The following is a 23,810-nucleotide window of genomic DNA, read 5'->3' as shown; positions in this document are numbered from 1 at the left end:
GAGCCTATAGAAGTCCGGAGAATCCGTTTTTGAGATAGTGGTCGATGTCGCCCTTGACCTCTTCGGGAGCGCCGAGAGTTGCGCCGAAGGCCATAGCCAGGGCCGACATCCCGTCGATTCGCCCAGTAGCTTTGTCCTTGGCAAACTTGCGGTTGCCTGCCGGGTCTTTTTGGATCACCGCATTGGATGCGCACATCGTGAGCACTGGGTGCATACCGTGGCTTAGCCTCCCGTTGAGCAGCTCTGACTCCAGCGCATCAATGGCCGGGGTCATGTCCTTGTAGCCTTGGCCGTACTCGACCAGAGGTAGCGTGACGCCCTGAGCCTCGGCATCCCGCTTGAAGAGGTCGATCCGGTATCGGTCGAACGCAATGGCCTGGATGTCGCCGCCGAGCTCGGCAAGGATCCGAGCGATATCGGCGGCAACGTAGGCATAGTCCACGGTTGCGCCCGGGGTGGTCAGTAGCAGTCCCTCCCGAGCCCACACCTCGTACGCCTCCCGGTCACGCTTGGCGCGCTCGGCAAGGCCCTGCTCAGGCGTCCAGAAGAATGGCCAGACACTCCAATTGCCGTCGCGTTTGCCGATGACGACGAAGGCCGTAAGGTCAGTCCTGAACGAGAGGTCAAGGCCGCCGTACAGATCCATGCCATCTGGGCTATCCGGATCATCGCCGCAGCCGACCCAAACGCCCTTGGAGACGAACACCGAAACTGTCGACACCCGCTGATTCAGGCAAAGGTTGCGGAACGTGTTCTCCGAAGCAGGCATCCGGTCGGCACGCTCTGCCTGCTTCTCAAGATCTGCCAGCGAACGGAACGAACCAAGCGCCGGGTTTGCAGCCTTCCAACCTTCGCGGTCGGTGACCTTGCAGTCCTTGGGCGCCTGGTAGACGCGGCTGACGATGTGCGGGTCTTGAGACTTCTCCGCGTCGTCGAGCCAGATGCTGAACAGGTCACTGTCCTGCGCGGCCTGGGTACTGATCGCAATCAGCAGCGGCGCCGCGTGGGCGCCCTGTGCTGTCGTGATCGCGTCAATAAAATCGCTTTGCGGGCCGCGCACCTGACCAATCTCATCGAGGATGGCCAATATCGGCGACAGCCCGTGCGCGGTTTTCCCTTCGGCGGATAGCGCTCGGTACTCCACGTTCAGCGGCGTGCCGATCAGTGTCTTGCTGCTGGGCACGATGTGAATCAAAGACTGCAGTTCTGGGTTGAGCTGGATCATCTTCACGGCCAGCTTGAACACAAGCCCAGCCTGTTCGCGACTCATTGCGCCCGAAACGATCTGAGAGTTCTGCACCGCCTCAGGCCCAACGATGTGCGCCAGAAGGATGCCGGCGATCAAACCCGTCTTTCCGTTTTTCCGGGCAATGCTGAGAAAGGCGGTGCTGGTGCCAACAGGGTTGTCGTAGACATCCAGGATGAATTCTTTCTGGAACGGATCAAGCTCCAGGGGCTTGCCAACGTGCTGCCCTTCCGGTACGCGGCAGTATTTCTCGATGAAGGCGATGACCTTTTCGCCACGCGTCCTGCGCTTGACTGCCATCAGTGCATAGCCCTCGGAATGAGATCCTCGTCGTCCTGCTGAGCGAGAACCTTCTCGGCCTCGCGCTGCTTGGTTGCCTTCTTGCCTTGGTCGCGGGAATCACCCTGAGTTGCCTGGGCGTGAACCTGTAGCGTCCGACTCAATGACACAGCCCGACGACTTAGCGTTTCCAGCAGGCTGTGCTTGGGGTTGATGACCTGTGTTCCCCGGTCGTTTTTCAACACATCGCCCTCCAGATCGATTTCCTTTTGCAGGCGTTCGATGTCAGAAAGGCACCGCGCGAGGTTGCCGGCCAGGACCAAATCGGAGTCTGTCCAACTATCACGCGTGCGCGCGCGCACAATGGAATCCCAAAATGGCTTGTCGCCTTTGCGTAGATGGACGAACCTCGGCGGCTTAATTGGACCGGCACTGGCAGCCCGCATAGCGGCAACCGCCGATGTCGCGCTATCGGAGCGGGTGCGGTTGGCTGTCATAGATTTTCTCAATTCGTCCGCCGATGTGTTTTGGCGGGTTTTTCCGGGTTAGGAATGAAACAACAGATCGAGGGCGGTCCTATGTAGCAAGAATGGCCATATTTTGACCGCCCCCTGGGGAACTGACATGCCTCAATCGGGGCTTTGACGTGCTTCAACCCAGATTTCAATAGCTTCGGTCAATCGCGATTCCAGTGGTGGTTCGGGTCAACCGGTATGCCAGACACGTCATGACCAGGCAGGATGCCGGTCCGCTCCTGCCTCTGCTTGGCTCCGTCGTGACAGGGCTTGCAGAGGCTTTGCAGATTCGAGGCGTCGAAGAACAGATCCTCGTCGCCTTTGTGCGGTTTGATGTGGTCGACAGTGTTGGCAGCCTCGACCGCACCCAACGCACGACACAGACGGCATGTAGGTTCAGCCTGCAGTTGATGCCAGCGGAGTCGATACCAGCGCTTGGTCTTGTATAGGTGGTGCCAGGCAGAGGCGCTCGCCATCAGTCAGCATTCCTTCCGGGCAACTTGAAACCAGTGACGCGGTCGGCGAACGCGCGGACCTTATCCACACCAAGCAGCCCGACCATGCCACCAAGCAAGCCGGCAGCTGACGGCGGAATGCCAATCAGCTCGAGGCCGGACAGCATCGACAATGTGATGCAGCCACACAGCAGGCTTTCAAAGAACGCAGCCTTGCGTGTGCCACCGCCATAGATGATCCGCAGCGCAGAGATTGATATTGCAAAGCCTGCGGCATAAAAGGCCGGGGCGTGCTGGCTCAGCCACGCGAGTACAAGAACCCAGGTGTCTGGCTTATCGGGCATGTTGGGCATCTCGGGTTCCTCCCTCTCGGGGAGTTATGAAATAGAAGAGCCCGCTCATGGCGAGCAGCGGCTGCGTGCTATCGTCAGCACGCACTCTTAATTACAAGGAAGAATCAATGAAAACGCGGTTACAACAGACTGATGCTTTCCAAGCCAGAACCGATTCTGGAAAGGTCTACGGCATAACTGAGTTCACAGAACAGATGTATCAGGAGTTTCTCAACTCTGCCGACAACGGCTGGGCGGACGGCATGAAGGAATATCGGGTGTCCGGTGGCGGCCACGCGAATAAGAAAAGCAAAACGGAGTTCGAAATCGTAGCCACAGGAGAGATAGCGACTCGCATCTGATTGAGTAGTGCAGAAACTAAAAAGCCCCGCACATTGGCGGGGCTTTTTTTGGTACTGACTGTCTCTCATAACGCGCAAGATCGACATGATGGGGTTAATTTACGGCCAGTCGGCCAATGGGTCAAGCGGCATCTACAAAGATTTGTTCGCTATCGAATATCTCGGTCGCATGGATCACGGCCTGCTCTTCGAGCCTCTCCAAACGTTTGTGGATTCCGCCTCGCCAGTTGCGACGGGTGCGCTCTGGTGATCCCGCCAGGTCCCAGGTGTTCATGTCGTAAAACTCGGCAGGCAGCACGATCATGTCGGTGGAGCGCTTCCCAACCTGGACACCCTTCAGCTTTGGTATCGCCCAGGCCGTCAGCGCCTTATAGATGAACAGTTGAGGTGCAGGTGACACCATGCGAGCCACCAGCCTGCCGATGGCACCGACCTTGTTGGCCTTGTGCGTGGAGTACTTGGCCACTAGCACATCCCACTGCGCCGGGTCGAGCTGGCGGTGCAGCAGCGCATAGAGGCAGCAGTCGTAATCGAACTTGTCCCGGACAGATAGCGTGCTGCCGGTTCCGCCCTGGCGAAGGTCGGCGTCGATCAGCTTTTGCCAGGACTGCTTGGTGCTGTTGTCGATGTTGTCTGCTGCCAGCACCCGCACCAGGGTACCCATCACGTCGTTGTACATGGCCATGGCTCAATCCCCTGTGAAGTTGGTGGCACCTGGGCCACGGCGGTTGTTCTGTTCGTATTGCTCGTGGGCACCGCCGATGACATGGCGAGCCCTGGCGATCTCGGCGAGCGCATCTTTCAAGCGCGCATTCAGCACGAGCACCACATCGCTTAACGGTAGCGTCTGGAGTGTGTGACCACAGACCCAGCCAGAGCCCAGGCAGTGGTCGCACTCGAGGTAGTGGAAAAGCCCGAGTCGTTCGCCCTTCCCGACACAGGTGTTGCATTCGACGATGAACTTAAGCTCGCGCCTCTGGAGTGATCCGCGTGACTTCTTCATGGGCGCGCCCCGGCGAAGCCCTCAACAACTGCACCGGCAAAGAAGGACGCGATGACCATAGCTGCGGCCCAGCCCGAATTGAACGAGACCGCCAGGCCCATGCCAGCAACGCTGATGATGGTGACGTAGTGCTGCCAGAGGCTGATGCTCGGCTTGAAAAGGTCTTGATTCGCCATTTTTAAACCTCGCCTTTTATGGTTTCTGAATCTGGCTAGAGGCCGCGCCACTAAAGGCCTCGGCGTCATTGTGCGAATTTCCGTTTCTAGTCATGGTCGAGCGGTGAATCAGGTTGAAACCCTTCCCGTCTAACCAGTCATGCCACTTGTTCAATGCCTCGCGCTTGAGCAGTTCCGCCGAGGTATGGATGTAGGTCTGCACGTTTCGAGTCATCGTGTGGTTCACCAGCATCTCGCCAATGAGGAAGTCGACGCCCAGGTCAGTCCAGCCGGTGCGGGCAACCTTGCGCAGGTCGTGACTGGTCCACTCGCCCTTACCCAGTCGGGTGAACACGGCACAGGCCTGGCTATCGCTCATCGGTCCACGGGTGCGAGCCGGGAACAGGTAGGTGCCCTTGTAGCCCTTGGACGACTGCCAGTCCCGATACCGCTCCAGCAAGGCACACACCTGGTGGGTAAGTGGGAGGTGATGCTCGCAACGGGTCTTGGTGTTCTCGGTGGGGATGAACCACTCGCCCTGCTCACCCAGGGTCAGGTGGGACCACTGGGCTTGTCGAGTCTCGCCGGCGCGGGTGCCGTGGCACAGCATCATCAGGGCCAGCATGCAGTCCTGGGGGTGCTGGTCGAACGCGGCGGCCAGTTGCCCGATCACTTCCTCGAGCTGGACGGCGCGTAGGCGCGATGGCTTTGGCTGAATGCGGGCCTTGGTGAAGTCGGTGAACTTGAACCCGGCAATAGGGTTGGTGGTAATCAAGCGAAGCTTCTCGGCCTGGCGGAAGGCAACCACCAGCACGCCCCACATCAATCTCACGTAGGACAGCGACATTTCGGCCTGTATTGGCCACATGACCAGCTTGTCGAGCGTCGAACGGTCAACATCCTCCACCACCAGGGTGCCAAGCCGTGGCTTCAGGTGGCACGAAATGATCGAGGTATTGGTGGAGCGGCGCTTGGCTGACAGGCTCCGGTCCACGGCCTGGCGGGTGGTGAACCAGTCGAGCAGTTCGCCAACCGTGTGCAGTGTGCAGGCGGCGGCGGACGCCTTGGGATCGGCGGCCAAACGCTCGCGGATCTTCGGCAACGCGACGATCAACCCCTTTACCGGCAGTTGAGGAAACGCGGCGATCTTGTCCCACTTGCCACCCGACACCAGGTACCAGGTACCGCGCTCGCGGTTTTGATGGAAACGGAAGTACACGCCCGGGTACCGAGCGTCGCGCAGGTCACGCACTGCGCTGTTGCTGGCCTGGCGACGGATCTCCGCATCGGTAAACGAAGTGAGCATTGTCTGGGTCATGCGGCGGCCTTGGTCTGAGGTTGGAGAAGGTAGGCCCGGATCGCCTCGATGGCGTCGAAGTGCCCGCGGCAGACGATGGCCAGGTAACCCTGATCGGTCAGCGCCTGCAGGTATGCGTCCTGGGCCGGGGAAACGGCGGCGTCATGCGGCGCCGTGGCCTTGAATTCGATGTACAGCCCGAAGTAACCCCCGCGGGCCATGGGAAGCACCAGATCGGGCACGCCAGCCTTCACGCCCTGCTCTTTCAGCTTGATCGCCACCAGCTTGTGCCGGTGCCCACCGTTCGGGACGTGAAAAATGAGCTTGGCGGCGACTGGGTAACGCAGCGCGACTTCCTTGAGCAGCGCGGCCTGCTCCAGGCCCTCACGGTCGATGGACCTGGCGCGCACTGGCTTCGCAATGAATGGCTTCAAAGTTTTACCTTCCGTTCACTGATCAGGATGTCTTGGGTGCGCATGACGCCTTCAGCGAGGAACAGGCGGACCTCGTATTTGGTCAACTCCCCGGGCGCACGCAGGCGTCCGTCGGCAATGTCGTGGCAGTAGCCACAGGCCCAGGCCGCTTGGAAGTCGTTGGGTTTCATGCCCATGCCGCAGGTACCGGCCAGGCGGTAGTGCGCAAGGACTGTGGTGGACGGCTCGCAAGAACAGCCAGGGAACCGAACCTGGCAGTCGCGATCACGCGCGGCCTTCGTAAGCTTGCTCATTGCGCCTCCCGATACCGAATCTGGCCAGCAACTCTTGGCGGGCGGCCTTGCCATCCGTCTTGATACCCATCCGGGCGACCTGCGCACAGGCAACTCGCTCGGTTAGCTCAGAAGCCAGCTCGGCGGCCGACTTGTTGCCGTCATAACCAATGCCCACGGCGATTTCTTCAAGCGGAAGCCCCTGCACCAAGCGGCGAATGGTTATGTCGTAAGCCCGATCAAACACCTTGCTGGCCTTCTCCGGGATCAATTCGCCGAGGTTATGCAGTTCGCACTGCAAAGCAGCGTGACGGACCGCCGGGTGAGACCAGGTGCGCGCACCAAAACGGCTTGGGTGGGAGTTTTCCAGCGCCTCGCGGAACGCCTTGTCGTGGGAAGGTATGCCCAGCATCTCGGGTGTCGGCTGGCACCATTTGATGAACTTGCCGACGCTTGGCGCGAAGTCACCTCCGATCTGCCGGCAGTTCTGCAGGCCGTACCGGATCTGCTCAAGCGTTGTGATCCCCGCAACGATGAACGCCTTGATCCAGCTGCGCTTGGCGGCATTCAGCGATTCGGCATCAGGCCAAGCCTGTTTCCATGCAGGGAAAATCGCCTGCAACTCTTTGAACAGCGCGTTCACGACATCGGCGGTACCCGGCGGCAACTGCTTCGGCTGAACCAACGTTACCGGAGGAAGATTGCCCATCGTGCTGAGCAGTTGTTCGGTGCTGCGTGGCTTCTTGACTTCCATCACAGGTCCCCCAGATCATTCGCCCAGCTGGTGTCATCGAAGTCAGGCGCCTTGCCCTGCCCCGAAGCTTTGACGCGTTCGCGCTTGACCCACTGAACCAGGCGGTAGCACCAGCCGGCCGATGTATCAATGGTTGCTGGCTTGGCGACGAAGAACCCCATGAACGCCCGGATCGCCGCTTCAGGGACCGCATCGGCAGGAAGCCCGGCGATAGTGATTTGATCCGACAGCCCCTTCTCGCTCGGAACCCAGGTGGCGAACATGGCGAAGCGCTGGCGATCATCCTGCGGTTCGATGGCAGCGCTGTTCTGTTCGGCGAGAGCGGCATCAATCTCGCGCTGCTGCAGCTGCTCTTCGGTTCCTTGATGGTTAAGTGGTGGATTGGGTGCAGCTGCTGCACCCCGTTCTGTTCCAGGCTGCACCCCGTTCTGTTGTGGGTTGCACCCCGTTGCGTCATCTGCACCCCGTTTTGTACGGGGTGCAGGATTTGCACCCCGCGATATCTGAAGGTCGTAAACGACTGGGCGGCGGTCATGACGATCGATATGCACAGCCGCGATAGCCTGATTGCCCTTCTGGATCAGCCCGGACTTCTCCAGATCGTCCAGTTTGTAACGTACGGTACGCTCGGATAGTCCTGTGTCTTGGGCCAGGGTGGAAGCAGATGGAAAGGCGCCGGCACCGTTGGAGCCGGCATAGTTGGCCAGGCACAGCAGCACATGCCGAGCGCTGGAGTCTTTGAGGGTTTGAACGGGCAAAGAGAGCGCCCATGACATTGCTTGAACGCTCACAGCGTGATTCCTTGAAGTTTTTCGGCCAGTGCGACAATCCCCAAACGGGTGACCATCACTTGCTCGACCACTTTGATTTCATGCCCTTCCCCGCCGCCAACCTTGACCAGCTTGTGCTTGAGCCACCCAGCAGTCAGGCGGGGCTGATACGCAACCCAGCTGGAATGGGCGGTGCGGCGGTGAATCCAACGATTTTGGTTAAGCCAGGCAAACAACTTTGTCGGGCGAACATCGAGGATTTGTGCGGCAGTTGTGATGCAGACATCGCCTTGGGTTCTGGCGAGACGTTGAAGCGCCTCAACCTTTGGGGCTTGTTGCTGGATCAATTGCTGAAGCTGATGATTCTGTTCGGCCTGATCGGCGGCGAGGCGAAGGGCCTCAACAAATGTGGTGGGGATTTCAAGACGGCCGACCACTCGCGATTCCAGCTCCTGCCAGCGGTCAATAATTTTGGCGCGCAGGACAGCGTTGTAACCCGACACGAGAACCAGGCTGTCTCGTTGGTCAAGGATGAATTCGGGATAGATCTGGCCATTTTGCGAATGCCGATAAGGGGTCTCCTCAGTTTTGAGGACACCCGCTGCGACCAAAGCCCTCGCATCGCGAAGTACGTTGTCGTGAGACTTTCCAGTCAACTCGGCTATCTCACGGGACGACATCGAGTGGTGTGACACCTTTCCAGGCTTATTAAAAAGTGTCGCGACACCAGGGGTATTGCCAGGGGTAGCTGTCATGCTCATAATGGCCCCACAAGTTTTATTGCTGTTGAAAGGACCGCCCTGCCAGGCGGTTTTTTTATGCCTGCGATTTGGGTACTGGATGAATCAACAGCTAATCCAAATCACTTTTACCAAGATCAAACACAGTGGAAAATTCATCCCATCAAAGCGCTGCTGTGTGATGGAAAAGGTCGCACTTCTTCGGCGGTGAATGTCCCGTCCGGATGCTCTTGAACCTGGATATCTCGTTCAGCACGAATCGCTTTGGAGATGGCCGGAGAGCTGACGCCAAGGGCTTTGGCGACAGCGGTCTGCCCGATCTTCTCTACCAGCTCTGGCAATGGCGTCTTCTTCATTTCTTGGCTCAACAAGGATGATGTGTGACCACGATATTAACCGGCGGTTAGCATTCAAGCAATACCGGCGGTTAGCGCAAATTAATTAACCACCGGTTAAATTCCGCGAATGACCAAAAAGAAAGAGTTGTCCCCAGAACTGAAGGCTGAGTGTGAGGCGGCAAAATCCCTATTCGTCTCAAAGAAGAACGCACTTGGACTGACTCAGGCCAGCTTGGCAGAGGCGGCTGATATTTCGGCAGCGGCGGTAGCGATGTACTTAAACGGAACGAACCCGCTAAATGCGAAATTCGCGGCCGTGCTATCCCGGCTATTGGGGGTACCGGTAGATCGCTTCAGCAAACGCCTTGCAGACGAGATTGCTGGACTGACGAACACCAACCAGCAGGATGCCGGCCTTTCAGCATCAGAAATGGTTCGGCAGATGCTCGCCGCAAAGGGAAGGAGCCTTTCAGACTCTACACGTGCAAGCCTCCTCGCTGCTGCGGAGCAAAGCGACTCTGGAAATATGGTACCTGTTCAATTCGCTCGCCCAGGGCAGGTAGGCGACGAGGTATGGATCGCCCACTACGACGTGCGAGCTGCAATGGGCGGCGGACAAATCCCGCACGAATACCCGGAAATGCTCCAGGACATCAGGGTCAGCCCCAAGCATCTACGCGACCTCGGACTCACCTTCAAAGAACACTTTCACCTGAAGATGATCACCGGTTGGGGCCAGTCGATGGCGCCAACGATCAAGGATCGCGATCCGCTGCTCGTCGACATCACGATCCGGGAGTTCACAGGCGACGGTATCTACCTCTTCTCCCACGACGAGATGCTGTACGTGAAGCGTTTGCAGAAGAAAGGCAAGGATCGCTTCAAGATGATCTCGGACAACAAGCACCACGACGCCGAAGATATCCGCATGGATGACACCCATATCCTGGCTCGTGTGCTCTACGTATGGAACGGACAACCGGTGTAACGCTAGCTACTCACCAAGCCAATAGTTGCGCTGCGAATGAAGCTGGCGACAGCTTTTAACAACCGAGCACGGAATGCATTCAATGAGTGATGTTGTTGTCGTTGATGGACCTGAATCCTTCTTGGCCGCCTTGGATCGCATGGAGCTTCTCGGCGATTCATTTCCAGTTTTCCGTGGCTGGCCTAGATTCGACGTCAAGGTCGAAGGCGACCGGTATCATGGAACGCTCACACCCAAGTTCATGGCGGGTCTCATTGAATTTCAAGACCAACTGCTGCGCGCGTACGCTGAGATCCGCTATGGTTCTTCTTCTATTGGAAAGCTAAGCGCTGCCGATAAGGCCGATCTTGAGGTAGTCTTAGCCATCACGAAGGGAAGCACCAATGGGCAGGGTCCGCTTGATGAAGTCCTTAACAAAATCATTTCGGCGCTGCCCATGAACAAAATGAGCGGCGGCAACGTCACGGCCTTGCTAATCATTGCAGTGTTGTGCCTGTCTGGCTATATGGTCTTTTCTGTCTGGAACCAATCAGACTTAGAAAAAGCCAAAATCTCCAGCGTGGAGCGACAATCGACCACGCAAGCAATGCTCATCAGTAAGCTAGCGGATGCGCTTGCCTCTAAGAATCTGCCGCCCGAGGCTGTCGCTATCAAAGATAGAGCGGCCGAAGGTTACAGGGCCATCGTAGCCGGAGCCCCAGATGCCACTTCAATGGATATTCAGGGTGAACACTTCAACGCCGATGAACTAGAAAAAATTAGGACGCAGGAGCCGCAGCCTAAGAGCCGGCTGGAGCGCAGGGAAGATGTTTACATCGACATGGTGAAACGTCACCCGGACTACCTCTCGTTAACCCTTAGGTTGCCGGGGTCCAATTACACTTTCCCAGGCCGAGTTGACTTGTCGAAGTTTGATCAAGGAAAGGTCAATCAACTGTTCGACTCGCTTCGCGATTCCAGCCCTATTCGTCTCTACCACTATTCATCCGAGCAAAAAAACCGAATCCTGAGGACTGACGTAATTGCGGTTGACGACATCACAGTCGGCCAGGCGAAATCTGCACATTAGCGATTTTACGCGAAACCAAGTAGCCCGCCATAGAGCGGGCTTTTTTGTGTCGATCAGAACGGGACCGCTTCTTCTGGCTCAAACTCGACCTCACCCCTCCCCGCTGCCTCGACTTCCTGCTGCTCCCACCTCACCGTCACGCTGCTGTCGTCATTGAGAGTCAGCTCGAGCTCGTCAGTGTCGGCGATCACGCCGAGGACCTCTTCCCACTCCCGGTCGCCGTCTGTATCCAGGCGATGAATCGTGACCCAGCGCTGCGCCTGAGCCACCGGGTGATTAATCATTGAGGACACGCGTAGCGCTAAACGCTCCATTCCGCTCATTTCTGCTTTTTGTTCTTGCTTCTTCTGTGCGCTGGCCATCTTTAGCCTCCCTCAAATACTGTATAGACATACAGCTATAGAAAGATTAACGCATTCAACTTGAAAATAAATTAACCGCCGGTATTGACTCACACATAAACCGGCGGTTAACTTGAGTCATCGCCGGATAACAACCGGCCAGATGGGAGGCAGCGATGAACCGGCCTAAACGGTTCAGATGGGTGGCCACTACCCAAGGCGCGCAGCGTAAAGCGATCAAAAAAAGTGTTCTGGTGGGCTGAGCCGCGACCAGGTGAACAATTTGAATGAGCCCGTACCGCGCCAGCAGCGCCGAAGGGACGGAAATTTTCACTGATGCACCTGGTTGACCGGGTGCATTGGGAAACCAACCGGAGCATAACCATGAACGCAGACGAACGAAGGGTTGCCGCGCCAACTCTGCAGGAGCGAATTGAAGCCGCCCTGATGACCCTAGCTTGTCATGGGGACCCAGGCCTCAGGACGAAAATGAGCCTGATGTATCCGAGCGAGGACATTGCCCCGATCAGCTGCTTGAAGTTCGCGACGATTGTCCTCAGCCGGACAATAGCTGCTTCATTACAAGCTTTGCCTCCTGGGGAGATTGAGAGGACTTCGAAAGAGTTAGCTGAATATCTCTTTTCAGAATTCGAATGTCCGTGACGGCATGCCAAAAGCCATTGGCCACCAAGATGGCATCACCAACCTTGATCGGCTCATCGCTCTCGTAGCTCTTCGGGCATGAGTCATCAAAGTCATATCCGTACTTCAGTTTGAATTTGCGCATAGCAAGTTCGCCCTCCTTTGCAGGCTGTGTTGTGTGAGAGCGCTCAGCCTAGCGCAAAGCCCGTCACCTGGGCAGTGGTGAGGTGGCCGCTGGCCACCTACTAATTTCCCCGAGGGTTCGAAATGGACGCAACAATCATCAGCGGCGCATGGAAGGGTCATCTCGGACGCGGCCTTGCGCCAAAGGAAGTTCAGTACCTGCTGGGCACCGCCCAGGGCAAGACAGCAAAAGAGATAGCCCGCCAGTTCGACGTGGCGGCCTGCACAGTGGCCAAGCGTCTTTCCTGCGCCATGTTCAAGCTTGGCGTGACCCGCCAGACAGCGGCGGTCGCCGAAGCCATGCGCCGGCAGATCATCTCGCCGATGTGCTTTGTGCTGGCCAGCCTGATCGCCATGCACGCAATGATCGGTGACGACTCAATGCGTCGTGATCGCCGAGTACCGGAACGCCGTACGGCCCAGGTGCGGATGGTGCGCCGGGCCGAACAACCCGTGTTGCTCGCCTAATTCATCCACCAGAGGCACCCACCATGAAGCACGCTACAGCAATCTCCCAACTCGAAACCCACGCGTCCAACTGCGAAAACAACGCAGCCATCCAGGAGCGCGAAGGCGAACACGAAAGTGCCGCCACCAACCGTTCCAACGCTGCCGACTACCGCCAGGCAATCGAAGCACTGCAGGCCGAATAAGCATCACCTCTGCCCATTCGATGAGTGGGCTTTGGGATGCGGACGAAAACCCGGCACGCGCCGGCCACCTGCATTCAACAGGCCTAGAGAACGGTAGCCACTGCCAAACCAGTGAGCGAACAGAGGGAGGATTGGCAGCCATGTGAACCACAACGAACCCTAGACGCCACAGCGTCGACCGCGTGACGTAGGGAGGTCTACGAAACGCACTGAAAGCCCGGTTTCGACTGGGCTTTTTTATGGCTCGCCTTTACCCGTCAGCACCCTCCCCTGGGCCCACCGGCACATACCAGGCGGTCAGGGTGCTGACGAATAAACGCAACCCACTGAGGTATCCACCATGCACGCATCAATTCAACAGCGCGTAGACGGGGTTGCGGCCCTGCATATGCGCTCTCGTCTGGCCACTGCCGAGCTCTACGCCATAATCGGCAAAGAGCCGCCGGCGCAGAAGATTCGTTTTCAGATCCGCACCGCCGGCAAGGCTTACCACATCGTGGAGCTCGCCACCGACAAGGTGAAGGGCTTCCGCTGGACATGGAAAGAGGCCAGCAACTTCGCCCAGGCCCTGGAATCTCGTGCAGACGGCGTGAAGGTGACGCTGTCGGGTGGTGCGCAATGATCGGCGAGCCAATGCCGGATCCACGGCACTCGATTATCGACAACCTGAACCAGCAGCTGGAAGCGTTCTTCGGCTCTGGCAAGAAAGCCCAGGTCATCCCGAACGGCGTTGGTGTTGACGGTCCCTACAACGGCACCACGGCGCACCACGAACGCCTGCGCAAAGAACGCGACAAGCTTGCACCGGCCGTACGCGCCGAAGCAGCCGAGGGCGTCGTGGCCAGCGTTGCAGCAAAGAACCTGGGCATGCACATCAAGCGCGTGACGCTGATCGCCCAGGAGAACGGCTTCAAGTTCGCCGACACCCCATGAGACGCATCAGCAAGATAGCCGCCGCGCGGCGCAAACCGACCTGGCTGGCGTTGCCGGCAAGCGGGATAGAAGAGGTAGGCCATGGCCTAATCAGCAAAGGTGCAGCCGACACACGCTGCACCGAAGCGCCAATCGGAACTTCAAAAACGCCAAGCTTTACTTCATAAATCAGTCTTCCGGATTGTAATCAGAAAATGACTTTTCCAACAGAGCCGCAACAACTTTGTCCGGATTGCCCAGAAGCTGTTTATTGAACGTATCTCCTCTTGCTGAGCGCGTAGCGAGAAGCCCCCAGGACTTAGAGCCGTCCGCGCTGAAAACGACGCTGAGCTGATTGTTTGCACAGTCGTGTGGCTTGCACATGTGGCCTACGGTGAAGCTCTTCCCATCAGCCGAAACCTTCTCGACTGGCGACGCTGTGCCCTGAGCTTTACTGACCCAACTTGGAAAACTGAGCATCTCTGCATAGGCTTTTTTGTATGGAGCTTTGCTCGCGATTTCGGGCAGATACTGCTCTGCGAAAGCGCTCGAGGCCATGACCAACAGTGAGGCACCAGCAACAATTGAGAGGCTCAATTTTTTCATCCGAGTAACTCCTTTTCTAAACTACAGGTACGACATTTAGGACACAGCGACAGTATGGAAGTTTCAATATTGGTACGTAACCGAGCTTGGAAATCAGAGGTAGGCCATGGCCGAGGAAGAACAGCAGCCGACCGCGGAAGCGCTGAAGCAGCGACGCAAGCGCGAGAAGGCAGCAGCGAAGGACGCTGCATTGGGCGTCGAGAAGTTTACGGTTGAAGTGGCCGGGGTGTTCAAGGGCGATCTTCGCAAGGTGATGAAGGCCCACGGCATCAACAACCAGCAGGACATTCACCAGCGGCTGATCATTAATCTGATCGCCGCAGACTTCGAAACTCAAGCGCAGATGCTCAAGTGTGTCACGACACCTTTTGTAGTAACTGAAAAGGTGTCGCAGATAATCCGGGCGGCCGGTCTGAAGTCGCTTGCCGATGACACGCCCGAGCCTGACGACGAAATCGAAACACCAGCATAACCCACCCTACTCGCTGCATCCGGTAACCCGGAGGGCGGCGCCTGACTGGAGATAATCCATGAGCAACTACATGTACAAGACCACCGCTCCTGCCGTGGTTGCGGCGGTCATCGCCTGGGAAGCCAAGCGCAAAGAGTGGGACGCCCAGCGCGCCAAACTTGGCCAGGTGCTCGGTGGTGCGGCCTCGCCGATGCGGTCAGGTAGTCGAAGCTACGTCGGCGGGGTGAAGATCAGTGCCAGCCGGGATTTGGATGTGCACTGGTGCCGCCCCGACCAGTACGACTACCGCGCCCTTCGTTCCAGCGCCAAGCCGGCGAAAGGAACACCAAAGGAAGCGCGCGCCGCCCAGGTCGTCGAGCATGAGCGCCTTTCGGCACTGTGGAAGGAGCATTGCCCTGCCAGCATCGATATGGACGAAGCCTGGGAGGCGATCGGCCTGAATCCGGGCGCACTGTGGATGTGCGGCGGTGTGTTCTTCGAGCTGGATGGTGTCGTGTACCTGAACCTAGGCATCAGGCTTGAGGATGGGCACGAGAGCATCGAGGGTGCCGCCGAGATCCTGGGCAGCGAATTTGAAGCCGCACGCCAGCAAGTGCTGGGACAACGCCAGGCCGCCTGATCCGGCTCCATGCCGGTCACCCGTAATACCCCATATCACTGAACAGCGCCAGACGTACGCCGCCTAACTCCCCCACTCCACCGCCCGGGCATGGCCCGGAAGGAAATTACTGTGTCCGAAGTGAAAAGCTTCTGGTGCCACGAAGCATCCAACGTCTTGTGCGTGCGCGCCTCCGACTTCGACCGGGTAACCGCCGAGCGTGACGCCCTGCGAAACGAGGTCGGCCAAGTAAAGGGCGAATACGACCGGGCAGTAAGCAAGGTCGACGTCCTGCAAGCCCTGCTGACCGCAGCGGATGAGCGGGTGGATGTGCTTAGTCTGGGATCTGCGCTGGGTGATGTTCATCTTGAGCGGCTGCGCCAAATAGACGTAGAGAATCGATCCCCGGTTGACGATGACGATTATTCACTGGGCCAGCTTGCATATGCCGCTGCCGGTTACGCGCAGGGCTCTGTGCCGGCTCAGCAGGTTCAAGACTGCCTACGTCCATCCTACTGGCCTTGGCATCCGCACTGGTGGAAACCTGGATCGCCTCGCCGAATGCTGGTTAAGGCTGGCGCATTGATCCTGGCCGAGATCGAGCGCATCGATCGGCTGGCATCAAAGCCCTAACCAGCTCACCGCCTACTGCTGGTGCCTGCTGGCACTGGCACAACTGATTTGATGAGGTGATTTATGCGGAACATTCAAACCCGCGAGGGTTATGACCTGTGGGATAAGGTCCACGCTCTGCCGCGCTTCAACTTCTGGCGCGGCGGCGAGGATGAAAAAGGCAGCGTCATCCGCGTGCCGGAGAAGCATGGCAACTGGGTCAACTTCAACGACCTGACGACCCTGGCCGATCAGTACCAGGATGAAATCAACAGTCTGCGCGAGCGACTTGCCCGCCTCGAACCGAAATCGGTGAAGCCATGACCAACCAAACGATTGACGGCGTGATGGTACTGCGTGCGGCAGTTACCCTGGTCCGTAGCAATGAAGCGCCCGCGAAAGATGCCGCTATTCGTGAGCTGCGCGCCCTGCTGGATGCGCCTGCGTGCAAGACCTGCTGCGACCAAGGCGAAATATTCGTAAGCAAAGGCAAAGTTGAGTCGCACATGCTTACGGAGCCAGACCCAATTTATCGCGGCTGCCCCGACTGCAAGCCAGCCGCCCAGCCCCAGGACGAGCCGGTGGCGTGCGCCATCTGCCTGGATTTGGGCGATCAATGCCTAGAGTGTGAAGAGGCTGCGTTCGTAAGCTGGGCCAATAGACACTTCGCTTCAGCCGACTATAGAAAGACAAATGCAGGCGTCTACATACAAGACTGGATGCGTTCGGCTTTCGCAGCGTGGCAGGCCCGTAAAAGCGAGCAGCCGGCGCCGGTAGCGGTGGCGCTGCCTGAGCGTAGAGACTTCTCGCCTCAAAGCGATTCGGAATGTGGCTGGAACACCTGCCTCGACGAGCTGAAACGCCTCAACCCCTCTTTGTAACCCCTCCCCCTTCAAAGTCAGCCGCTATAGCGGCAAGGACGAACTCGCCCAATGAAAGTTACCGACGCAGAAATCCTGCAGGCCATCTGGCGCGCGCAGGTCAAAAAAACAGCCCGGGGTGTAATCGACAACTACATCGGCGGTACCAAGGGCCTGAAGCGTGATAGCGAGCAGGACCGACACTTTGCCCAGTACCAATACATGATCGGCCGCGGAAACCTGGGCATTGCGCTTGGCAAGGGCCAACTCGCTCGGCGCTTAAAGGCGCTGATCGGCGGGGAGAACCTTCAATGGCAAGGTTCGCCAGGGCATGTCTACGAGTTCCGGACTGAAGCAGCCATGGACGTGTTCCGGTTCGCACGTATCTGGTGGGGAGCCCGCGGTGTGCCGAGCGGATGGGATGCGGACAATCAGTGCATGCGAACCATGCGCCTCGATAATTACGACGACCTGGCCGCCCAGCTCGAACAGGAACTGCTGGAGCGCTATGGCAATTTGGCGGTGACGCGATGATCGCCCCCCTCTGGTTCGCCTACGTCTTCATCTACAAGGGGCCACGGTGATGATCCTGCGCGAAGGCTTCATTCGGCGAAAGCTCGAGGCTTCCCTAATCCGCCTGGCTATCGCAATCCTCATGGGGCGCAACGTTCAGCGCTCCTTGGTCGTTTCGCGCCGCGACAATAACGACATGTGGTACATGGCCGAAACGCTCGAAGCCATCGCCCAGCGCATCAGCAAGAACTACCCCTAACCCCAATCCCCCTACATGCCTGCCGGTGAGCGGCGGGCGAGGTATCTCATCGTGAGCGATGCGCCAATTGATCCGCAAGATTATCTATACGGCGTGAAGGTGGTGCAGATCGAGGACTTGCGAGTAGCCAGGGGCATGACTCGCAGGCCTATATCTTCATGCCGACACAAGACGCTGGTCTACGACGAAAAGGAACGTCGCGTCTGGTGCAGCGACTGCGAATCCGAGGTGGAGGCCTTCGACGCATTCGTTGGCATTGTCGGGGTGTTCAGCGCCGGCATGAGCCAAATAAAGCGACGTGGCAGCGAGTTAGCCGAGGCCGAGAAGTTTCAAATTCGGAGCCGCGCAGCAAAAGTTATGGATGACGCATGGCGAAGCACCAAGACAGCGCCGCTTTGCCCGCACTGCAATACAGCGATTCTCCCTGAAGACGTGGTTGGCGGAGTGGCGAAGACCTCAAAAGCCATCGTAGCTGCTGCCCGCAAGCGTCAGGCCCAGAACAAACCCACCTAACCCACCTTCTGCCGCCCAGCGCGGCAAGGACACCCCATGTTCGCTATGAAACTCACCCTGATACTGCTGGGCGCTTTTCTGTACCTGGTAGGAACACTCGGCTGGTTCTTCTGGGCCGGGCCCGGCCTTGTCGGCACGGGCACCACCGAGGCACTGCTCTACGCCTTCGCCGGCACATGCGCCTGGCTGCTGATTAGCTTCGGCTTGGCAATCCACATCATCAAGACAGCGCGGCCCACGGTGGGCGGGAGGTAGGCATGGCAAAAGTACTTGCCCAAATTACGGTCAAGCTGCCGCGTCTCATGGAGGCTGGCGAATACAGGAAGTTGCGGTACGTTGGCGGAAAGCCGAGCCTGCAGCAGTTGAAAAAATGGATTGAGGAAGGCGAAGTGATTGGAGAGGTAAAAGGCGGGATGTATTTCGTCGACGTGCAGGCGGCGGTTATGGGATCGAGTGACCCGCTGCTGGCCAAGATGCTGGAGATTGGGTGATGGCTGCCCGGCCCCGTACGCTGCAAAACAGAAAGCTGCCGCCAAACCTCTACCCGAACGGGAAGTACTGGCGGTACCGCAACCCGGTCACCGGCGTGATGACCAGCATCAACCGCCCACTGGAGGAGGCAATCAAGCTGGCCCGGGCGGCCAACCTCAAAATGGCCGAGCTGGTCGTAGATGACGGCTCGCTGCTGGCGGTGTTGACCGGCGACCGCCTACCGATCGTGAGCAACCTGCTGACGCGTTTCGAAGAAGATTGGTTGCCGCACCGCTCATACGCCGTACGCACCCTGGAGGAGATCAAGTTCAAGCTCGAGCGGTACCGGCAGGATCTGGGTGACCGCTTGATAGGCCAGTTGGATGTGCTGGCCATGGCCGAGTACCTTGATAACTTCAGCAACAACGCCTACACGAAGCACCGCGGGCTGTGGGTGCAGATATTCGCGTTCGCAGTGGCCAAGGGCCTGGCCGAACGCAACAACGCCGAACTCACCCTAGTGAAGAAGGAGGCAGAGAAAAAGCGCCAGCGCCATACGCTCGACGGGTTGAAGGTGATCATCAATGCCGCAACAACGCCGCCATGGCTAAAGCGGGCAATCCGCCTGGCCCTGGCCAGCCTTCAGCGCCGGGACGACATCGTCACTTGGCTGAAGTCTGCTGCGGACATGGAAAAGAACACGCTCACGGTGTCGCCAGGGAAAACCCAGGGTTACGACAACCCGGTACACCTGAAGATAACCATGGGCGCAACGCTGCGGGAGGTGGTCGGAGAGTGCCTGCGCTCACCGCTCGCCTCGCCCTACCTGATCCACTACAAGCCCAAAGCCCGCAGGCGGGAGCAGATAGACGCCAAGGATCACTGGACATCGGTAACGCCGGACTACCTGACCAAGGAATTCAGCAAGGCCAGGGACGCAGCGCACGCCTATGACCACGTGCCGGCCGGAGAGCGCCCCACTTTTCACGAGATCCGCGCATTGGGTGCCTGGCTTTACGAGCAGCAGAACTTCCCACAGGAGTACATCCAGGCGCTCATGGGCCATGCGGACGAGAAGATGACGAAGCATTATCAGGAGGGGCACGACGAAAAGAAGATCGAGTATGTCGAGGTGGGCGCCGAGTTGGCGTTTTGAGGTGGGGGTTTTGCAAAAGTTTTGCAAAAGTTTTGCAAAAGTTTTGCAAATCGCAGAAAGCAAAAAGGGGTCACCGTTTCCGATGACCCCTCTAGACCGCCCAGCAGAGCGGATTTTGTTTGGTAGGCGCGATTGGACTCGAACCAACGACCCCCACCATGTCAAGGTGGTGCTCTAACCAACTGAGCTACGTGCCTGCTGTGAGGCGGCATTCTACGGAATTCCGAAGGGGTGTCAACATCTTTTTTGCAGCTAACCCTATGAATATGCGAATTTTTTATTTGCGCCGGGTACACCCGTGATTTTCGGGTGGCTGGCAGGCAATTTTCAACTCAGGTAGGATCGGCGCACTCGTAAAAAATATAAAACAGAGGTTCCAGGATGGCGAACACCCCCTACCCCCAGTCGTATTACGCCGCTTCTGCGAATGCAGTTCCGCCCCGCCCTGTGTTGCAAGGTGAAGTCGAGACCGATGTGTGCGTGATCGGGGCCGGCTATACCGGGCTTTCCAGTGCGCTGTTTTTGCTGGAGAACGGCTTTCGCGTCACGGTGCTGGAAGCCGCCAAGGTGGGTTTTGGTGCTTCGGGTCGCAACGGTGGGCAGATCGTCAACAGCTACAGCCGCGATATCGACGTGATCGAGCGCAGCGTCGGGCCTCACCAGGCGCAGTTGTTGGGGCAGATGGCCTTTGAAGGCGGCAGGATCATCCGTGAGCGCGTGGCCAAGTATCAGATCCAGTGCGATTTGAAGGACGGTGGCGTGTTCGCCGCCCTCAACAGCAAGCACATGGGCCACCTGGAGTCGCAAAAGCGCCTGTGGGAGCGCTACGGCCATACGCAACTGGAGTTGCTGGACGAGCGCCGCATCCGCGAGGTGGTGGCCTGTGACAACTATGTGGGGGGTTTGCTGGACATGAGCGGTGGCCATATCCACCCGCTCAACCTGGCGCTCGGTGAAGCCGCGGCTGTGGAATCCCTGGGCGGCACGATCTATGAGCAATCGGCAGCGGTGCGCATTGAGCGCGGTGCCAATCCGGTGGTACACACCGCCGAAGGCAGGGTCAGGGCCAAATTCATTATCGTCGCGGGGAACGCTTACCTGGGCAATCTGGTGCCGGAGCTAGCGGCCAAGTCGATGCCGTGCGGCACCCAAGTGATCACCACGGCGCCACTGGGCGATGAAGTAGCCAAGACTTTATTGCCACAGGATTACTGTGTCGAGGACTGCAACTACCTGCTCGACTACTACCGCCTCACCAGCGACAAGCGCCTGATCTTCGGCGGCGGCGTGGTCTATGGCGCGCGGGACCCGGCGAATATCGAAGCGATCATCCGACCGAAAATGCTCAAGGCCTTTCCGCAACTGAAGAACGTGAAGATCGACTACGCCTGGACCGGCAATTTCCTCCTCACCCTGTCGCGTTTGCCGCAGGTCGGCCGCCTGGGTGACAACATCTATTACTCCCAGGGCTGTAGCGGTCATGGCGTGACGTACACGCACTTGGCAGGCAAAGTACTGGCGGAGGCCTTGCGAGGTCAGGCTGAGCGTTTTGATGCGTTTGCGGGCTTGCCGCATTACCCGTTCCCGGGTGGGCAAATGTTGCGCACGCCGTTTGCGGCGCTGGGGGCTTGGTACTACGGGTTGCGGGATAAATTCGGGATGTAAACACAGGCAGACTGTGGCGAGGGAGCTTGCTCCCGCTGGGCTGCGAAGCGGCCCCAAAAGCCTGGGAGCGCTACGCACTCCAGCGGGAGCAAGCTCCCTCGCCACATTTACATCAAGCCTTCAAGCAAAGATGCGCTCAGAGCTGGTCGCGAGCAATCCCGCTACGAATCCGTACGATATCCGCCAATACCGCCAACGCAATTTCCGACGGCGTCCTGCTGCCCAGGTTAAGCCCGATAGGCGCGTGTATCCGCGCCAGTTCAGGCTCCCCCAACCCACCGATGCGGCGCAGTCGCTCAAAGCGCTTCTGCGAGGTCTGCAACGACCCCATCACGCCAATGTAGAACGCGTCGGTACGCACCGCTTCCATCATCGCCAGATCGTCGATACGCGGGTCATGCGTCAGCGCAACCACCGCCGTATCACGGTGACAGCCGCCGTCGGCAATAAACACCGACGGCAACTGGCGACGAATCTCCACGCCATTGAGCACCACGCCTTCGAGCACTTCATCACGTGGGTCGCAGAGAATCACTTCAAACCCAAGGCCGACTGCAAACTCGGCACACGCCTGCGCCACGCTGGAGTACCCAGCCAGCAATAAACGCTGAGCCGCACCGACGCGGATGCGCACCCGCTCACTGTCACGCTCGATGCGCACGCCCTGCTCACAATCAGCGACCAGGCTGCGCGCCCCGCTGGCCAGGTCGACTTGGCGAATCAAGCGGCGCTGCCCGAGCAGCGCCGACTCCACTTCACGTAGGTGCGCCTGCACCTCGCAGTCAGGCTCGAACTTCTCAACCAATACATCGAGAATGCCGCCGCAGGGCAGGCTGACCCGCGAGCGCGGATCGTCCCCTGCGCCGTAGCGCACCACGTTGACCGCAGCGAAAAACGCACCTTCGGCGACGCGTTCGAGAAAGTCTTCCTCGACGCAACCACCCGACAACGACCCAATCCACTGCCCAGCGGCGTTCACCGCCAGCAGCGAACCCGGCGCCCGCGGCGCCGAGCCGTAGGTGGCCAGCACCGTACAGAGCCAAATGCGCTGCCCCGCCACCGACCACGCCAGCGCCCGTCGTATCACCTGCAGGTCCAGATGCTGCATGTCAGTGCGCCTTGTGCTCGATGGACGGCGCCTCAGCCTGCAGCTTCTGCACATCGCTCACCGCCAACTCCGCCGACTGCCCACCCCAACCTTGGCGCAGGTAATTGATCAGGTCGGTGAGTTGTTCCGGGCTGAGTTTTCCCGCGAAGCCCGGCATCGGTTGCATGTGCTCGAACCCGGAGAACTTCTGCTCGCCGATCCCGTCCTCGATCACCCGCACCAAGTTGCGCGGGTCTTCCAGACGCAGCGTGGTGTTGCCGCGCATCGCCACCGCGATGTGCGGCTTGCCTTCGCCCCCCGCGGCATGGCAACCGGCACAGACGTTCAGGTATTCCTGGCGGCCGCGCTGAGCGCTCGGGCCAAGGTGTTCCACCGGCACTTCGACCAGCGCCTTGGCTGCGGGCGGTTTATCACCGAGCAGGAAGGTCGCCATCGCGGCCAGGTCCGTATCGCTCAGGCCCTGGGTGCTGTTGTGGAACACCGGGAACATCTCGTTGAACATCGTCCCTTGTGCGCTCATGCCATGCTTGAGGAACGTGGCCAGGTCCTGCTCATTCCAGCCGCGCGCGGCCAGGTCGGTGGCGAGCAGGCTGGGCGCCAGATAGCCATTGAGGATGCCGCCGGTCAGGCGCTTGTCCAGCTCCATCGCACCGGGCAGGCCACGTGGGGTGTGGCATTCGCCGCAGTGGCCGAGCACTTCGACCATGTACTGGCCGCGCTTCCAGGCTTCGCTCTTGCCTTCGGCCGGTTCCAGTTTCAGCGCTTTGCCGTACAGCACGTTCCAGCCCATCAGGCCCAGGCGCACGTTGAAGGGAAAGCTCAGGCTCGTGACCGGCGCTGCGCGCTCGATCGGCTCGATGGTTTTGAGGTACGCATGAATGGCGTCCGAGTCTTCACGCGGCATCAGGTGGTAGGAGGTGTAGGGCATCGCCGGATACAAGTACGCACCGTCGCGACGCTTGCCTTCGGTCAACGCAGCGAAGAACTCGTCATCGCTGTACAAGCCGATGCCGTGTTCTTTGCTTGGCGTGATATTGGTGCCATAGATGGTGCCAAACGGCGAGACAATCGGCAGGCCGCCGGCAAACGGCGCGCCGCCCGGTGCAGTGTGGCAGGCCATGCAGTCAGCGGCGCGGGCGAGGTATTCGCCGCGCTTGGCTTGATCATCAGCGTGGGCAAACAATACCGGCGCGGCCAGGCCGACCGCCAAGGCCAGGCGGGTCAGAAAAAGCTTCAT

General features: G+C 58.9%; 39 protein-coding genes and 1 tRNA gene. 19 read left to right on the top strand and 21 right to left on the bottom strand.

The window, feature by feature from the left end; translation table 11 throughout:
- Positions 1-4: 4 nt before the first annotated feature.
- From HU730_RS21970 to HU730_RS21955, 4 genes are all read right to left on the bottom strand, one after another.
- Positions 5-1,546, bottom strand: a complete 1,542-nt coding sequence (locus HU730_RS21970) for a terminase TerL endonuclease subunit (protein ID WP_186527119.1) — start codon at positions 1,544-1,546, stop codon at positions 5-7.
- Positions 1,546-2,022: a TerS protein gene (locus HU730_RS21965; RefSeq protein ID WP_186527120.1), complete on the bottom strand. Its 477-nt coding sequence runs from the start codon at positions 2,020-2,022 to the stop codon at positions 1,546-1,548. Before HU730_RS21965 ends, HU730_RS21970 begins: the two co-directional genes overlap by 1 nt.
- A gap of 179 nt (positions 2,023-2,201) precedes the next feature.
- Entirely contained in the window at positions 2,202-2,516 is a 315-nt protein-coding gene (locus HU730_RS21960) for an HNH endonuclease signature motif containing protein (RefSeq protein WP_186527121.1), read from the bottom strand.
- Complete coding sequence (locus HU730_RS21955) at positions 2,516-2,848, bottom strand: phage holin, lambda family (RefSeq protein ID WP_034118361.1); 333 nt, start codon at positions 2,846-2,848, stop codon at positions 2,516-2,518. Before HU730_RS21955 ends, HU730_RS21960 begins: the two co-directional genes overlap by 1 nt.
- 107 nt (positions 2,849-2,955) lie before the next feature.
- Between HU730_RS21955 and HU730_RS21950 the strand changes: the two genes are divergently transcribed.
- Complete coding sequence (locus HU730_RS21950) at positions 2,956-3,189, top strand: hypothetical protein (protein WP_186527122.1); 234 nt, start codon at positions 2,956-2,958, stop codon at positions 3,187-3,189.
- Between the two features lie 121 nt (positions 3,190-3,310).
- Here the strand turns inward: HU730_RS21950 and HU730_RS21945 are convergent, their stop codons facing one another.
- The 10 genes from HU730_RS21945 to HU730_RS21900 all read right to left on the bottom strand — a co-directional run bounded on the left by HU730_RS21945 (position 3,311) and on the right by HU730_RS21900 (position 8,970).
- Entirely contained in the window at positions 3,311-3,874 is a 564-nt protein-coding gene (locus HU730_RS21945) for a hypothetical protein (RefSeq protein ID WP_186527123.1), read from the bottom strand.
- Positions 3,875-3,877: 3 nt separating this feature from the next.
- The gene (locus tag HU730_RS21940; RefSeq protein ID WP_186527124.1) at positions 3,878-4,192 is read right to left on the bottom strand and encodes a hypothetical protein; all 315 of its coding nucleotides are present in this window, start codon (positions 4,190-4,192) and stop codon (positions 3,878-3,880) included.
- The gene (locus tag HU730_RS21935; RefSeq protein ID WP_186527149.1) at positions 4,189-4,368 is read right to left on the bottom strand and encodes a hypothetical protein; all 180 of its coding nucleotides are present in this window, start codon (positions 4,366-4,368) and stop codon (positions 4,189-4,191) included. The genes HU730_RS21940 and HU730_RS21935 overlap by 4 nt, the downstream gene beginning before the upstream one ends.
- Positions 4,369-4,384: 16 nt before the next feature.
- On the bottom strand, positions 4,385-5,665 hold the full coding sequence (locus HU730_RS21930; RefSeq protein ID WP_186527125.1) for a tyrosine-type recombinase/integrase: 1,281 nt from the start codon (positions 5,663-5,665) through the stop codon (positions 4,385-4,387).
- Positions 5,662-6,078, bottom strand: a complete 417-nt coding sequence (locus HU730_RS21925) for a VRR-NUC domain-containing protein (protein WP_032903589.1) — start codon at positions 6,076-6,078, stop codon at positions 5,662-5,664. Before HU730_RS21925 ends, HU730_RS21930 begins: the two co-directional genes overlap by 4 nt.
- On the bottom strand, positions 6,075-6,371 hold the full coding sequence (locus HU730_RS21920; RefSeq protein WP_186527126.1) for a DUF1364 domain-containing protein: 297 nt from the start codon (positions 6,369-6,371) through the stop codon (positions 6,075-6,077). Before HU730_RS21920 ends, HU730_RS21925 begins: the two co-directional genes overlap by 4 nt.
- Positions 6,343-7,104: a replication protein P gene (locus tag HU730_RS21915; protein ID WP_186527127.1), complete on the bottom strand. Its 762-nt coding sequence runs from the start codon at positions 7,102-7,104 to the stop codon at positions 6,343-6,345. The genes HU730_RS21920 and HU730_RS21915 overlap by 29 nt, the downstream gene beginning before the upstream one ends.
- Positions 7,104-7,880, bottom strand: coding sequence for a helix-turn-helix domain-containing protein (locus tag HU730_RS21910; RefSeq protein ID WP_034118359.1), 777 nt, complete (start codon positions 7,878-7,880; stop codon positions 7,104-7,106). The genes HU730_RS21915 and HU730_RS21910 overlap by 1 nt, the downstream gene beginning before the upstream one ends.
- An 11-nt stretch (positions 7,881-7,891) precedes the next feature.
- Positions 7,892-8,554, bottom strand: a complete 663-nt coding sequence (locus HU730_RS21905; protein ID WP_186527128.1) for a phage regulatory protein/antirepressor Ant — start codon at positions 8,552-8,554, stop codon at positions 7,892-7,894.
- A gap of 215 nt (positions 8,555-8,769) precedes the next feature.
- Positions 8,770-8,970, bottom strand: a complete 201-nt coding sequence (locus HU730_RS21900) for a Cro/CI family transcriptional regulator (RefSeq protein ID WP_138761623.1) — start codon at positions 8,968-8,970, stop codon at positions 8,770-8,772.
- 109 nt (positions 8,971-9,079) lie between these two features.
- Between HU730_RS21900 and HU730_RS21895 the strand changes: the two genes are divergently transcribed.
- Positions 9,080-9,940 carry a S24 family peptidase gene (locus HU730_RS21895; RefSeq protein ID WP_138761624.1) on the top strand — a complete coding sequence of 287 codons (861 nt, stop codon included), beginning with the start codon at positions 9,080-9,082 and terminating at the stop codon, positions 9,938-9,940.
- 82 nt (positions 9,941-10,022) lie between these two features.
- On the top strand, positions 10,023-11,009 hold the full coding sequence (locus HU730_RS21890) for a hypothetical protein (protein WP_186527129.1): 987 nt from the start codon (positions 10,023-10,025) through the stop codon (positions 11,007-11,009).
- 53 nt (positions 11,010-11,062) lie between these two features.
- Here the strand turns inward: HU730_RS21890 and HU730_RS21885 are convergent, their stop codons facing one another.
- From HU730_RS21885 to HU730_RS21875, 3 genes are all read right to left on the bottom strand, one after another.
- Positions 11,063-11,371, bottom strand: coding sequence for a DUF1654 domain-containing protein (locus HU730_RS21885; RefSeq protein ID WP_186527130.1), 309 nt, complete (start codon positions 11,369-11,371; stop codon positions 11,063-11,065).
- Between the two features lie 55 nt (positions 11,372-11,426).
- Entirely contained in the window at positions 11,427-11,684 is a 258-nt protein-coding gene (locus tag HU730_RS21880; protein WP_186527131.1) for a hypothetical protein, read from the bottom strand.
- 222 nt (positions 11,685-11,906) lie between these two features.
- Positions 11,907-12,137, bottom strand: a complete 231-nt coding sequence (locus HU730_RS21875) for a hypothetical protein (protein WP_186527132.1) — start codon at positions 12,135-12,137, stop codon at positions 11,907-11,909.
- 122 nt (positions 12,138-12,259) lie between these two features.
- Between HU730_RS21875 and HU730_RS21870 the strand changes: the two genes are divergently transcribed.
- The 4 genes from HU730_RS21870 to HU730_RS21855 all read left to right on the top strand — a co-directional run bounded on the left by HU730_RS21870 (position 12,260) and on the right by HU730_RS21855 (position 13,761).
- A complete protein-coding gene (locus HU730_RS21870) occupies positions 12,260-12,643 on the top strand; it encodes a LuxR C-terminal-related transcriptional regulator (protein ID WP_047711387.1) in 384 nt (127 codons plus the stop codon).
- A gap of 23 nt (positions 12,644-12,666) precedes the next feature.
- Positions 12,667-12,828, top strand: coding sequence for a hypothetical protein (locus HU730_RS21865; protein WP_155290851.1), 162 nt, complete (start codon positions 12,667-12,669; stop codon positions 12,826-12,828).
- 340 nt (positions 12,829-13,168) lie between these two features.
- Positions 13,169-13,450 carry a hypothetical protein gene (locus HU730_RS21860; protein ID WP_186527133.1) on the top strand — a complete coding sequence of 94 codons (282 nt, stop codon included), beginning with the start codon at positions 13,169-13,171 and terminating at the stop codon, positions 13,448-13,450.
- Positions 13,447-13,761, top strand: a complete 315-nt coding sequence (locus HU730_RS21855; RefSeq protein WP_186527134.1) for a hypothetical protein — start codon at positions 13,447-13,449, stop codon at positions 13,759-13,761. Before HU730_RS21860 ends, HU730_RS21855 begins: the two co-directional genes overlap by 4 nt.
- A 168-nt stretch (positions 13,762-13,929) precedes the next feature.
- Here the strand turns inward: HU730_RS21855 and HU730_RS21850 are convergent, their stop codons facing one another.
- The gene (locus HU730_RS21850; RefSeq protein ID WP_186527135.1) at positions 13,930-14,346 is read right to left on the bottom strand and encodes an Ivy family c-type lysozyme inhibitor; all 417 of its coding nucleotides are present in this window, start codon (positions 14,344-14,346) and stop codon (positions 13,930-13,932) included.
- A gap of 106 nt (positions 14,347-14,452) precedes the next feature.
- Here HU730_RS21850 and HU730_RS21845 point away from each other — a divergent pair, with 106 nt between their 5' ends.
- From HU730_RS21845 to HU730_RS21795, 11 genes are all read left to right on the top strand, one after another.
- Entirely contained in the window at positions 14,453-14,818 is a 366-nt protein-coding gene (locus HU730_RS21845) for a hypothetical protein (protein ID WP_186527136.1), read from the top strand.
- A gap of 58 nt (positions 14,819-14,876) precedes the next feature.
- The gene (locus HU730_RS21840) at positions 14,877-15,437 is read left to right on the top strand and encodes a hypothetical protein (RefSeq protein WP_186527137.1); all 561 of its coding nucleotides are present in this window, start codon (positions 14,877-14,879) and stop codon (positions 15,435-15,437) included.
- 111 nt (positions 15,438-15,548) lie between these two features.
- Positions 15,549-16,049 (top strand): hypothetical protein, encoded by a 501-nt coding sequence (locus tag HU730_RS21835; RefSeq protein WP_186527138.1) that lies wholly within the window; start codon positions 15,549-15,551, stop codon positions 16,047-16,049.
- A 63-nt stretch (positions 16,050-16,112) separates the two neighbouring features.
- Complete coding sequence (locus HU730_RS21830; protein WP_186527139.1) at positions 16,113-16,352, top strand: hypothetical protein; 240 nt, start codon at positions 16,113-16,115, stop codon at positions 16,350-16,352.
- Positions 16,349-16,909, top strand: a complete 561-nt coding sequence (locus HU730_RS21825; RefSeq protein WP_186527140.1) for a hypothetical protein — start codon at positions 16,349-16,351, stop codon at positions 16,907-16,909. Before HU730_RS21830 ends, HU730_RS21825 begins: the two co-directional genes overlap by 4 nt.
- A gap of 51 nt (positions 16,910-16,960) precedes the next feature.
- Positions 16,961-17,422, top strand: a complete 462-nt coding sequence (locus HU730_RS21820) for a hypothetical protein (RefSeq protein WP_186527141.1) — start codon at positions 16,961-16,963, stop codon at positions 17,420-17,422.
- 49 nt (positions 17,423-17,471) lie between these two features.
- Positions 17,472-17,660, top strand: coding sequence for a hypothetical protein (locus HU730_RS21815; protein WP_186527142.1), 189 nt, complete (start codon positions 17,472-17,474; stop codon positions 17,658-17,660).
- A 51-nt stretch (positions 17,661-17,711) separates the two neighbouring features.
- A complete protein-coding gene (locus tag HU730_RS21810) occupies positions 17,712-18,173 on the top strand; it encodes a hypothetical protein (protein ID WP_186527143.1) in 462 nt (153 codons plus the stop codon).
- Positions 18,174-18,209: 36 nt separating this feature from the next.
- Positions 18,210-18,428 (top strand): hypothetical protein, encoded by a 219-nt coding sequence (locus HU730_RS21805; protein WP_186527144.1) that lies wholly within the window; start codon positions 18,210-18,212, stop codon positions 18,426-18,428.
- Positions 18,429-18,430: 2 nt separating this feature from the next.
- Positions 18,431-18,664 (top strand): hypothetical protein, encoded by a 234-nt coding sequence (locus HU730_RS21800; RefSeq protein ID WP_034134173.1) that lies wholly within the window; start codon positions 18,431-18,433, stop codon positions 18,662-18,664.
- Positions 18,664-19,800, top strand: a complete 1,137-nt coding sequence (locus tag HU730_RS21795; RefSeq protein WP_054898771.1) for a phage integrase Arm DNA-binding domain-containing protein — start codon at positions 18,664-18,666, stop codon at positions 19,798-19,800. Before HU730_RS21800 ends, HU730_RS21795 begins: the two co-directional genes overlap by 1 nt.
- Before the next feature lie 120 nt (positions 19,801-19,920).
- Here HU730_RS21795 and HU730_RS21790 read toward each other — a convergent pair.
- A tRNA-Val gene (locus tag HU730_RS21790) sits at positions 19,921-19,997 on the bottom strand.
- 184 nt (positions 19,998-20,181) lie between these two features.
- Here HU730_RS21790 and HU730_RS21785 point away from each other — a divergent pair.
- Entirely contained in the window at positions 20,182-21,465 is a 1,284-nt protein-coding gene (locus HU730_RS21785) for an FAD-binding oxidoreductase (RefSeq protein ID WP_054898770.1), read from the top strand.
- A 136-nt stretch (positions 21,466-21,601) separates the two neighbouring features.
- On the opposite strand, the gene HU730_RS21780 is transcribed toward HU730_RS21785, so the two are convergent.
- Together HU730_RS21780 and HU730_RS21775 are read right to left on the bottom strand one after the other, a co-directional pair.
- On the bottom strand, positions 21,602-22,573 hold the full coding sequence (locus tag HU730_RS21780) for an XdhC family protein (protein ID WP_054898769.1): 972 nt from the start codon (positions 22,571-22,573) through the stop codon (positions 21,602-21,604).
- A 1-nt stretch (position 22,574) separates the two neighbouring features.
- Entirely contained in the window at positions 22,575-23,810 is a 1,236-nt protein-coding gene (locus HU730_RS21775) for a cytochrome c (protein WP_096143889.1), read from the bottom strand.

It is taken from the genome of Pseudomonas sp. SWRI22, assembly GCF_014268395.2.
GTDB lineage: Bacteria > Pseudomonadota > Gammaproteobacteria > Pseudomonadales > Pseudomonadaceae > Aquipseudomonas > Aquipseudomonas paracarnis.
Note: the sequence above shows the minus strand (reverse complement) of the source record. Positions and strands in the feature narration are given on the sequence as shown.

Coding starts and splice junctions, on each gene's coding strand:
- HU730_RS21780 (WP_054898769.1), bottom strand. CDS start 22,573: ATGCAGCATCTGGACCTGCAGGTGATACGACGGGCGCTGGCGTGGTCG.
- HU730_RS21905 (WP_186527128.1), bottom strand. CDS start 8,554: ATGTCGTCCCGTGAGATAGCCGAGTTGACTGGAAAGTCTCACGACAAC.
- HU730_RS21860 (WP_186527133.1), top strand. CDS start 13,169: ATGCACGCATCAATTCAACAGCGCGTAGACGGGGTTGCGGCCCTGCAT.
- HU730_RS21815 (WP_186527142.1), top strand. CDS start 17,472: ATGATCCTGCGCGAAGGCTTCATTCGGCGAAAGCTCGAGGCTTCCCTA.
- HU730_RS21885 (WP_186527130.1), bottom strand. CDS start 11,371: ATGGCCAGCGCACAGAAGAAGCAAGAACAAAAAGCAGAAATGAGCGGA.
- HU730_RS21870 (WP_047711387.1), top strand. CDS start 12,260: ATGGACGCAACAATCATCAGCGGCGCATGGAAGGGTCATCTCGGACGC.
- HU730_RS21795 (WP_054898771.1), top strand. CDS start 18,664: ATGGCTGCCCGGCCCCGTACGCTGCAAAACAGAAAGCTGCCGCCAAAC.
- HU730_RS21805 (WP_186527144.1), top strand. CDS start 18,210: ATGTTCGCTATGAAACTCACCCTGATACTGCTGGGCGCTTTTCTGTAC.
- HU730_RS21800 (WP_034134173.1), top strand. CDS start 18,431: ATGGCAAAAGTACTTGCCCAAATTACGGTCAAGCTGCCGCGTCTCATG.
- HU730_RS21845 (WP_186527136.1), top strand. CDS start 14,453: ATGGCCGAGGAAGAACAGCAGCCGACCGCGGAAGCGCTGAAGCAGCGA.
- HU730_RS21865 (WP_155290851.1), top strand. CDS start 12,667: ATGAAGCACGCTACAGCAATCTCCCAACTCGAAACCCACGCGTCCAAC.
- HU730_RS21960 (WP_186527121.1), bottom strand. CDS start 2,516: ATGGCGAGCGCCTCTGCCTGGCACCACCTATACAAGACCAAGCGCTGG.
- HU730_RS21920 (WP_186527126.1), bottom strand. CDS start 6,371: ATGAGCAAGCTTACGAAGGCCGCGCGTGATCGCGACTGCCAGGTTCGG.
- HU730_RS21965 (WP_186527120.1), bottom strand. CDS start 2,022: ATGACAGCCAACCGCACCCGCTCCGATAGCGCGACATCGGCGGTTGCC.
- HU730_RS21840 (WP_186527137.1), top strand. CDS start 14,877: ATGAGCAACTACATGTACAAGACCACCGCTCCTGCCGTGGTTGCGGCG.
- HU730_RS21930 (WP_186527125.1), bottom strand. CDS start 5,665: ATGACCCAGACAATGCTCACTTCGTTTACCGATGCGGAGATCCGTCGC.
- HU730_RS21940 (WP_186527124.1), bottom strand. CDS start 4,192: ATGAAGAAGTCACGCGGATCACTCCAGAGGCGCGAGCTTAAGTTCATC.
- HU730_RS21970 (WP_186527119.1), bottom strand. CDS start 1,546: ATGGCAGTCAAGCGCAGGACGCGTGGCGAAAAGGTCATCGCCTTCATC.
- HU730_RS21910 (WP_034118359.1), bottom strand. CDS start 7,880: ATGTCATGGGCGCTCTCTTTGCCCGTTCAAACCCTCAAAGACTCCAGC.
- HU730_RS21830 (WP_186527139.1), top strand. CDS start 16,113: ATGCGGAACATTCAAACCCGCGAGGGTTATGACCTGTGGGATAAGGTC.
- HU730_RS21785 (WP_054898770.1), top strand. CDS start 20,182: ATGGCGAACACCCCCTACCCCCAGTCGTATTACGCCGCTTCTGCGAAT.
- HU730_RS21855 (WP_186527134.1), top strand. CDS start 13,447: ATGATCGGCGAGCCAATGCCGGATCCACGGCACTCGATTATCGACAAC.
- HU730_RS21895 (WP_138761624.1), top strand. CDS start 9,080: ATGACCAAAAAGAAAGAGTTGTCCCCAGAACTGAAGGCTGAGTGTGAG.
- HU730_RS21825 (WP_186527140.1), top strand. CDS start 16,349: ATGACCAACCAAACGATTGACGGCGTGATGGTACTGCGTGCGGCAGTT.
- HU730_RS21945 (WP_186527123.1), bottom strand. CDS start 3,874: ATGGCCATGTACAACGACGTGATGGGTACCCTGGTGCGGGTGCTGGCA.
- HU730_RS21890 (WP_186527129.1), top strand. CDS start 10,023: ATGAGTGATGTTGTTGTCGTTGATGGACCTGAATCCTTCTTGGCCGCC.
- HU730_RS21850 (WP_186527135.1), bottom strand. CDS start 14,346: ATGAAAAAATTGAGCCTCTCAATTGTTGCTGGTGCCTCACTGTTGGTC.
- HU730_RS21950 (WP_186527122.1), top strand. CDS start 2,956: ATGAAAACGCGGTTACAACAGACTGATGCTTTCCAAGCCAGAACCGAT.
- HU730_RS21915 (WP_186527127.1), bottom strand. CDS start 7,104: ATGGAAGTCAAGAAGCCACGCAGCACCGAACAACTGCTCAGCACGATG.
- HU730_RS21820 (WP_186527141.1), top strand. CDS start 16,961: ATGAAAGTTACCGACGCAGAAATCCTGCAGGCCATCTGGCGCGCGCAG.
- HU730_RS21775 (WP_096143889.1), bottom strand. CDS start 23,810: ATGAAGCTTTTTCTGACCCGCCTGGCCTTGGCGGTCGGCCTGGCCGCG.
- HU730_RS21900 (WP_138761623.1), bottom strand. CDS start 8,970: ATGAAGAAGACGCCATTGCCAGAGCTGGTAGAGAAGATCGGGCAGACC.
- HU730_RS21935 (WP_186527149.1), bottom strand. CDS start 4,368: ATGGCGAATCAAGACCTTTTCAAGCCGAGCATCAGCCTCTGGCAGCAC.
- HU730_RS21955 (WP_034118361.1), bottom strand. CDS start 2,848: ATGCCCAACATGCCCGATAAGCCAGACACCTGGGTTCTTGTACTCGCG.
- HU730_RS21875 (WP_186527132.1), bottom strand. CDS start 12,137: ATGCGCAAATTCAAACTGAAGTACGGATATGACTTTGATGACTCATGC.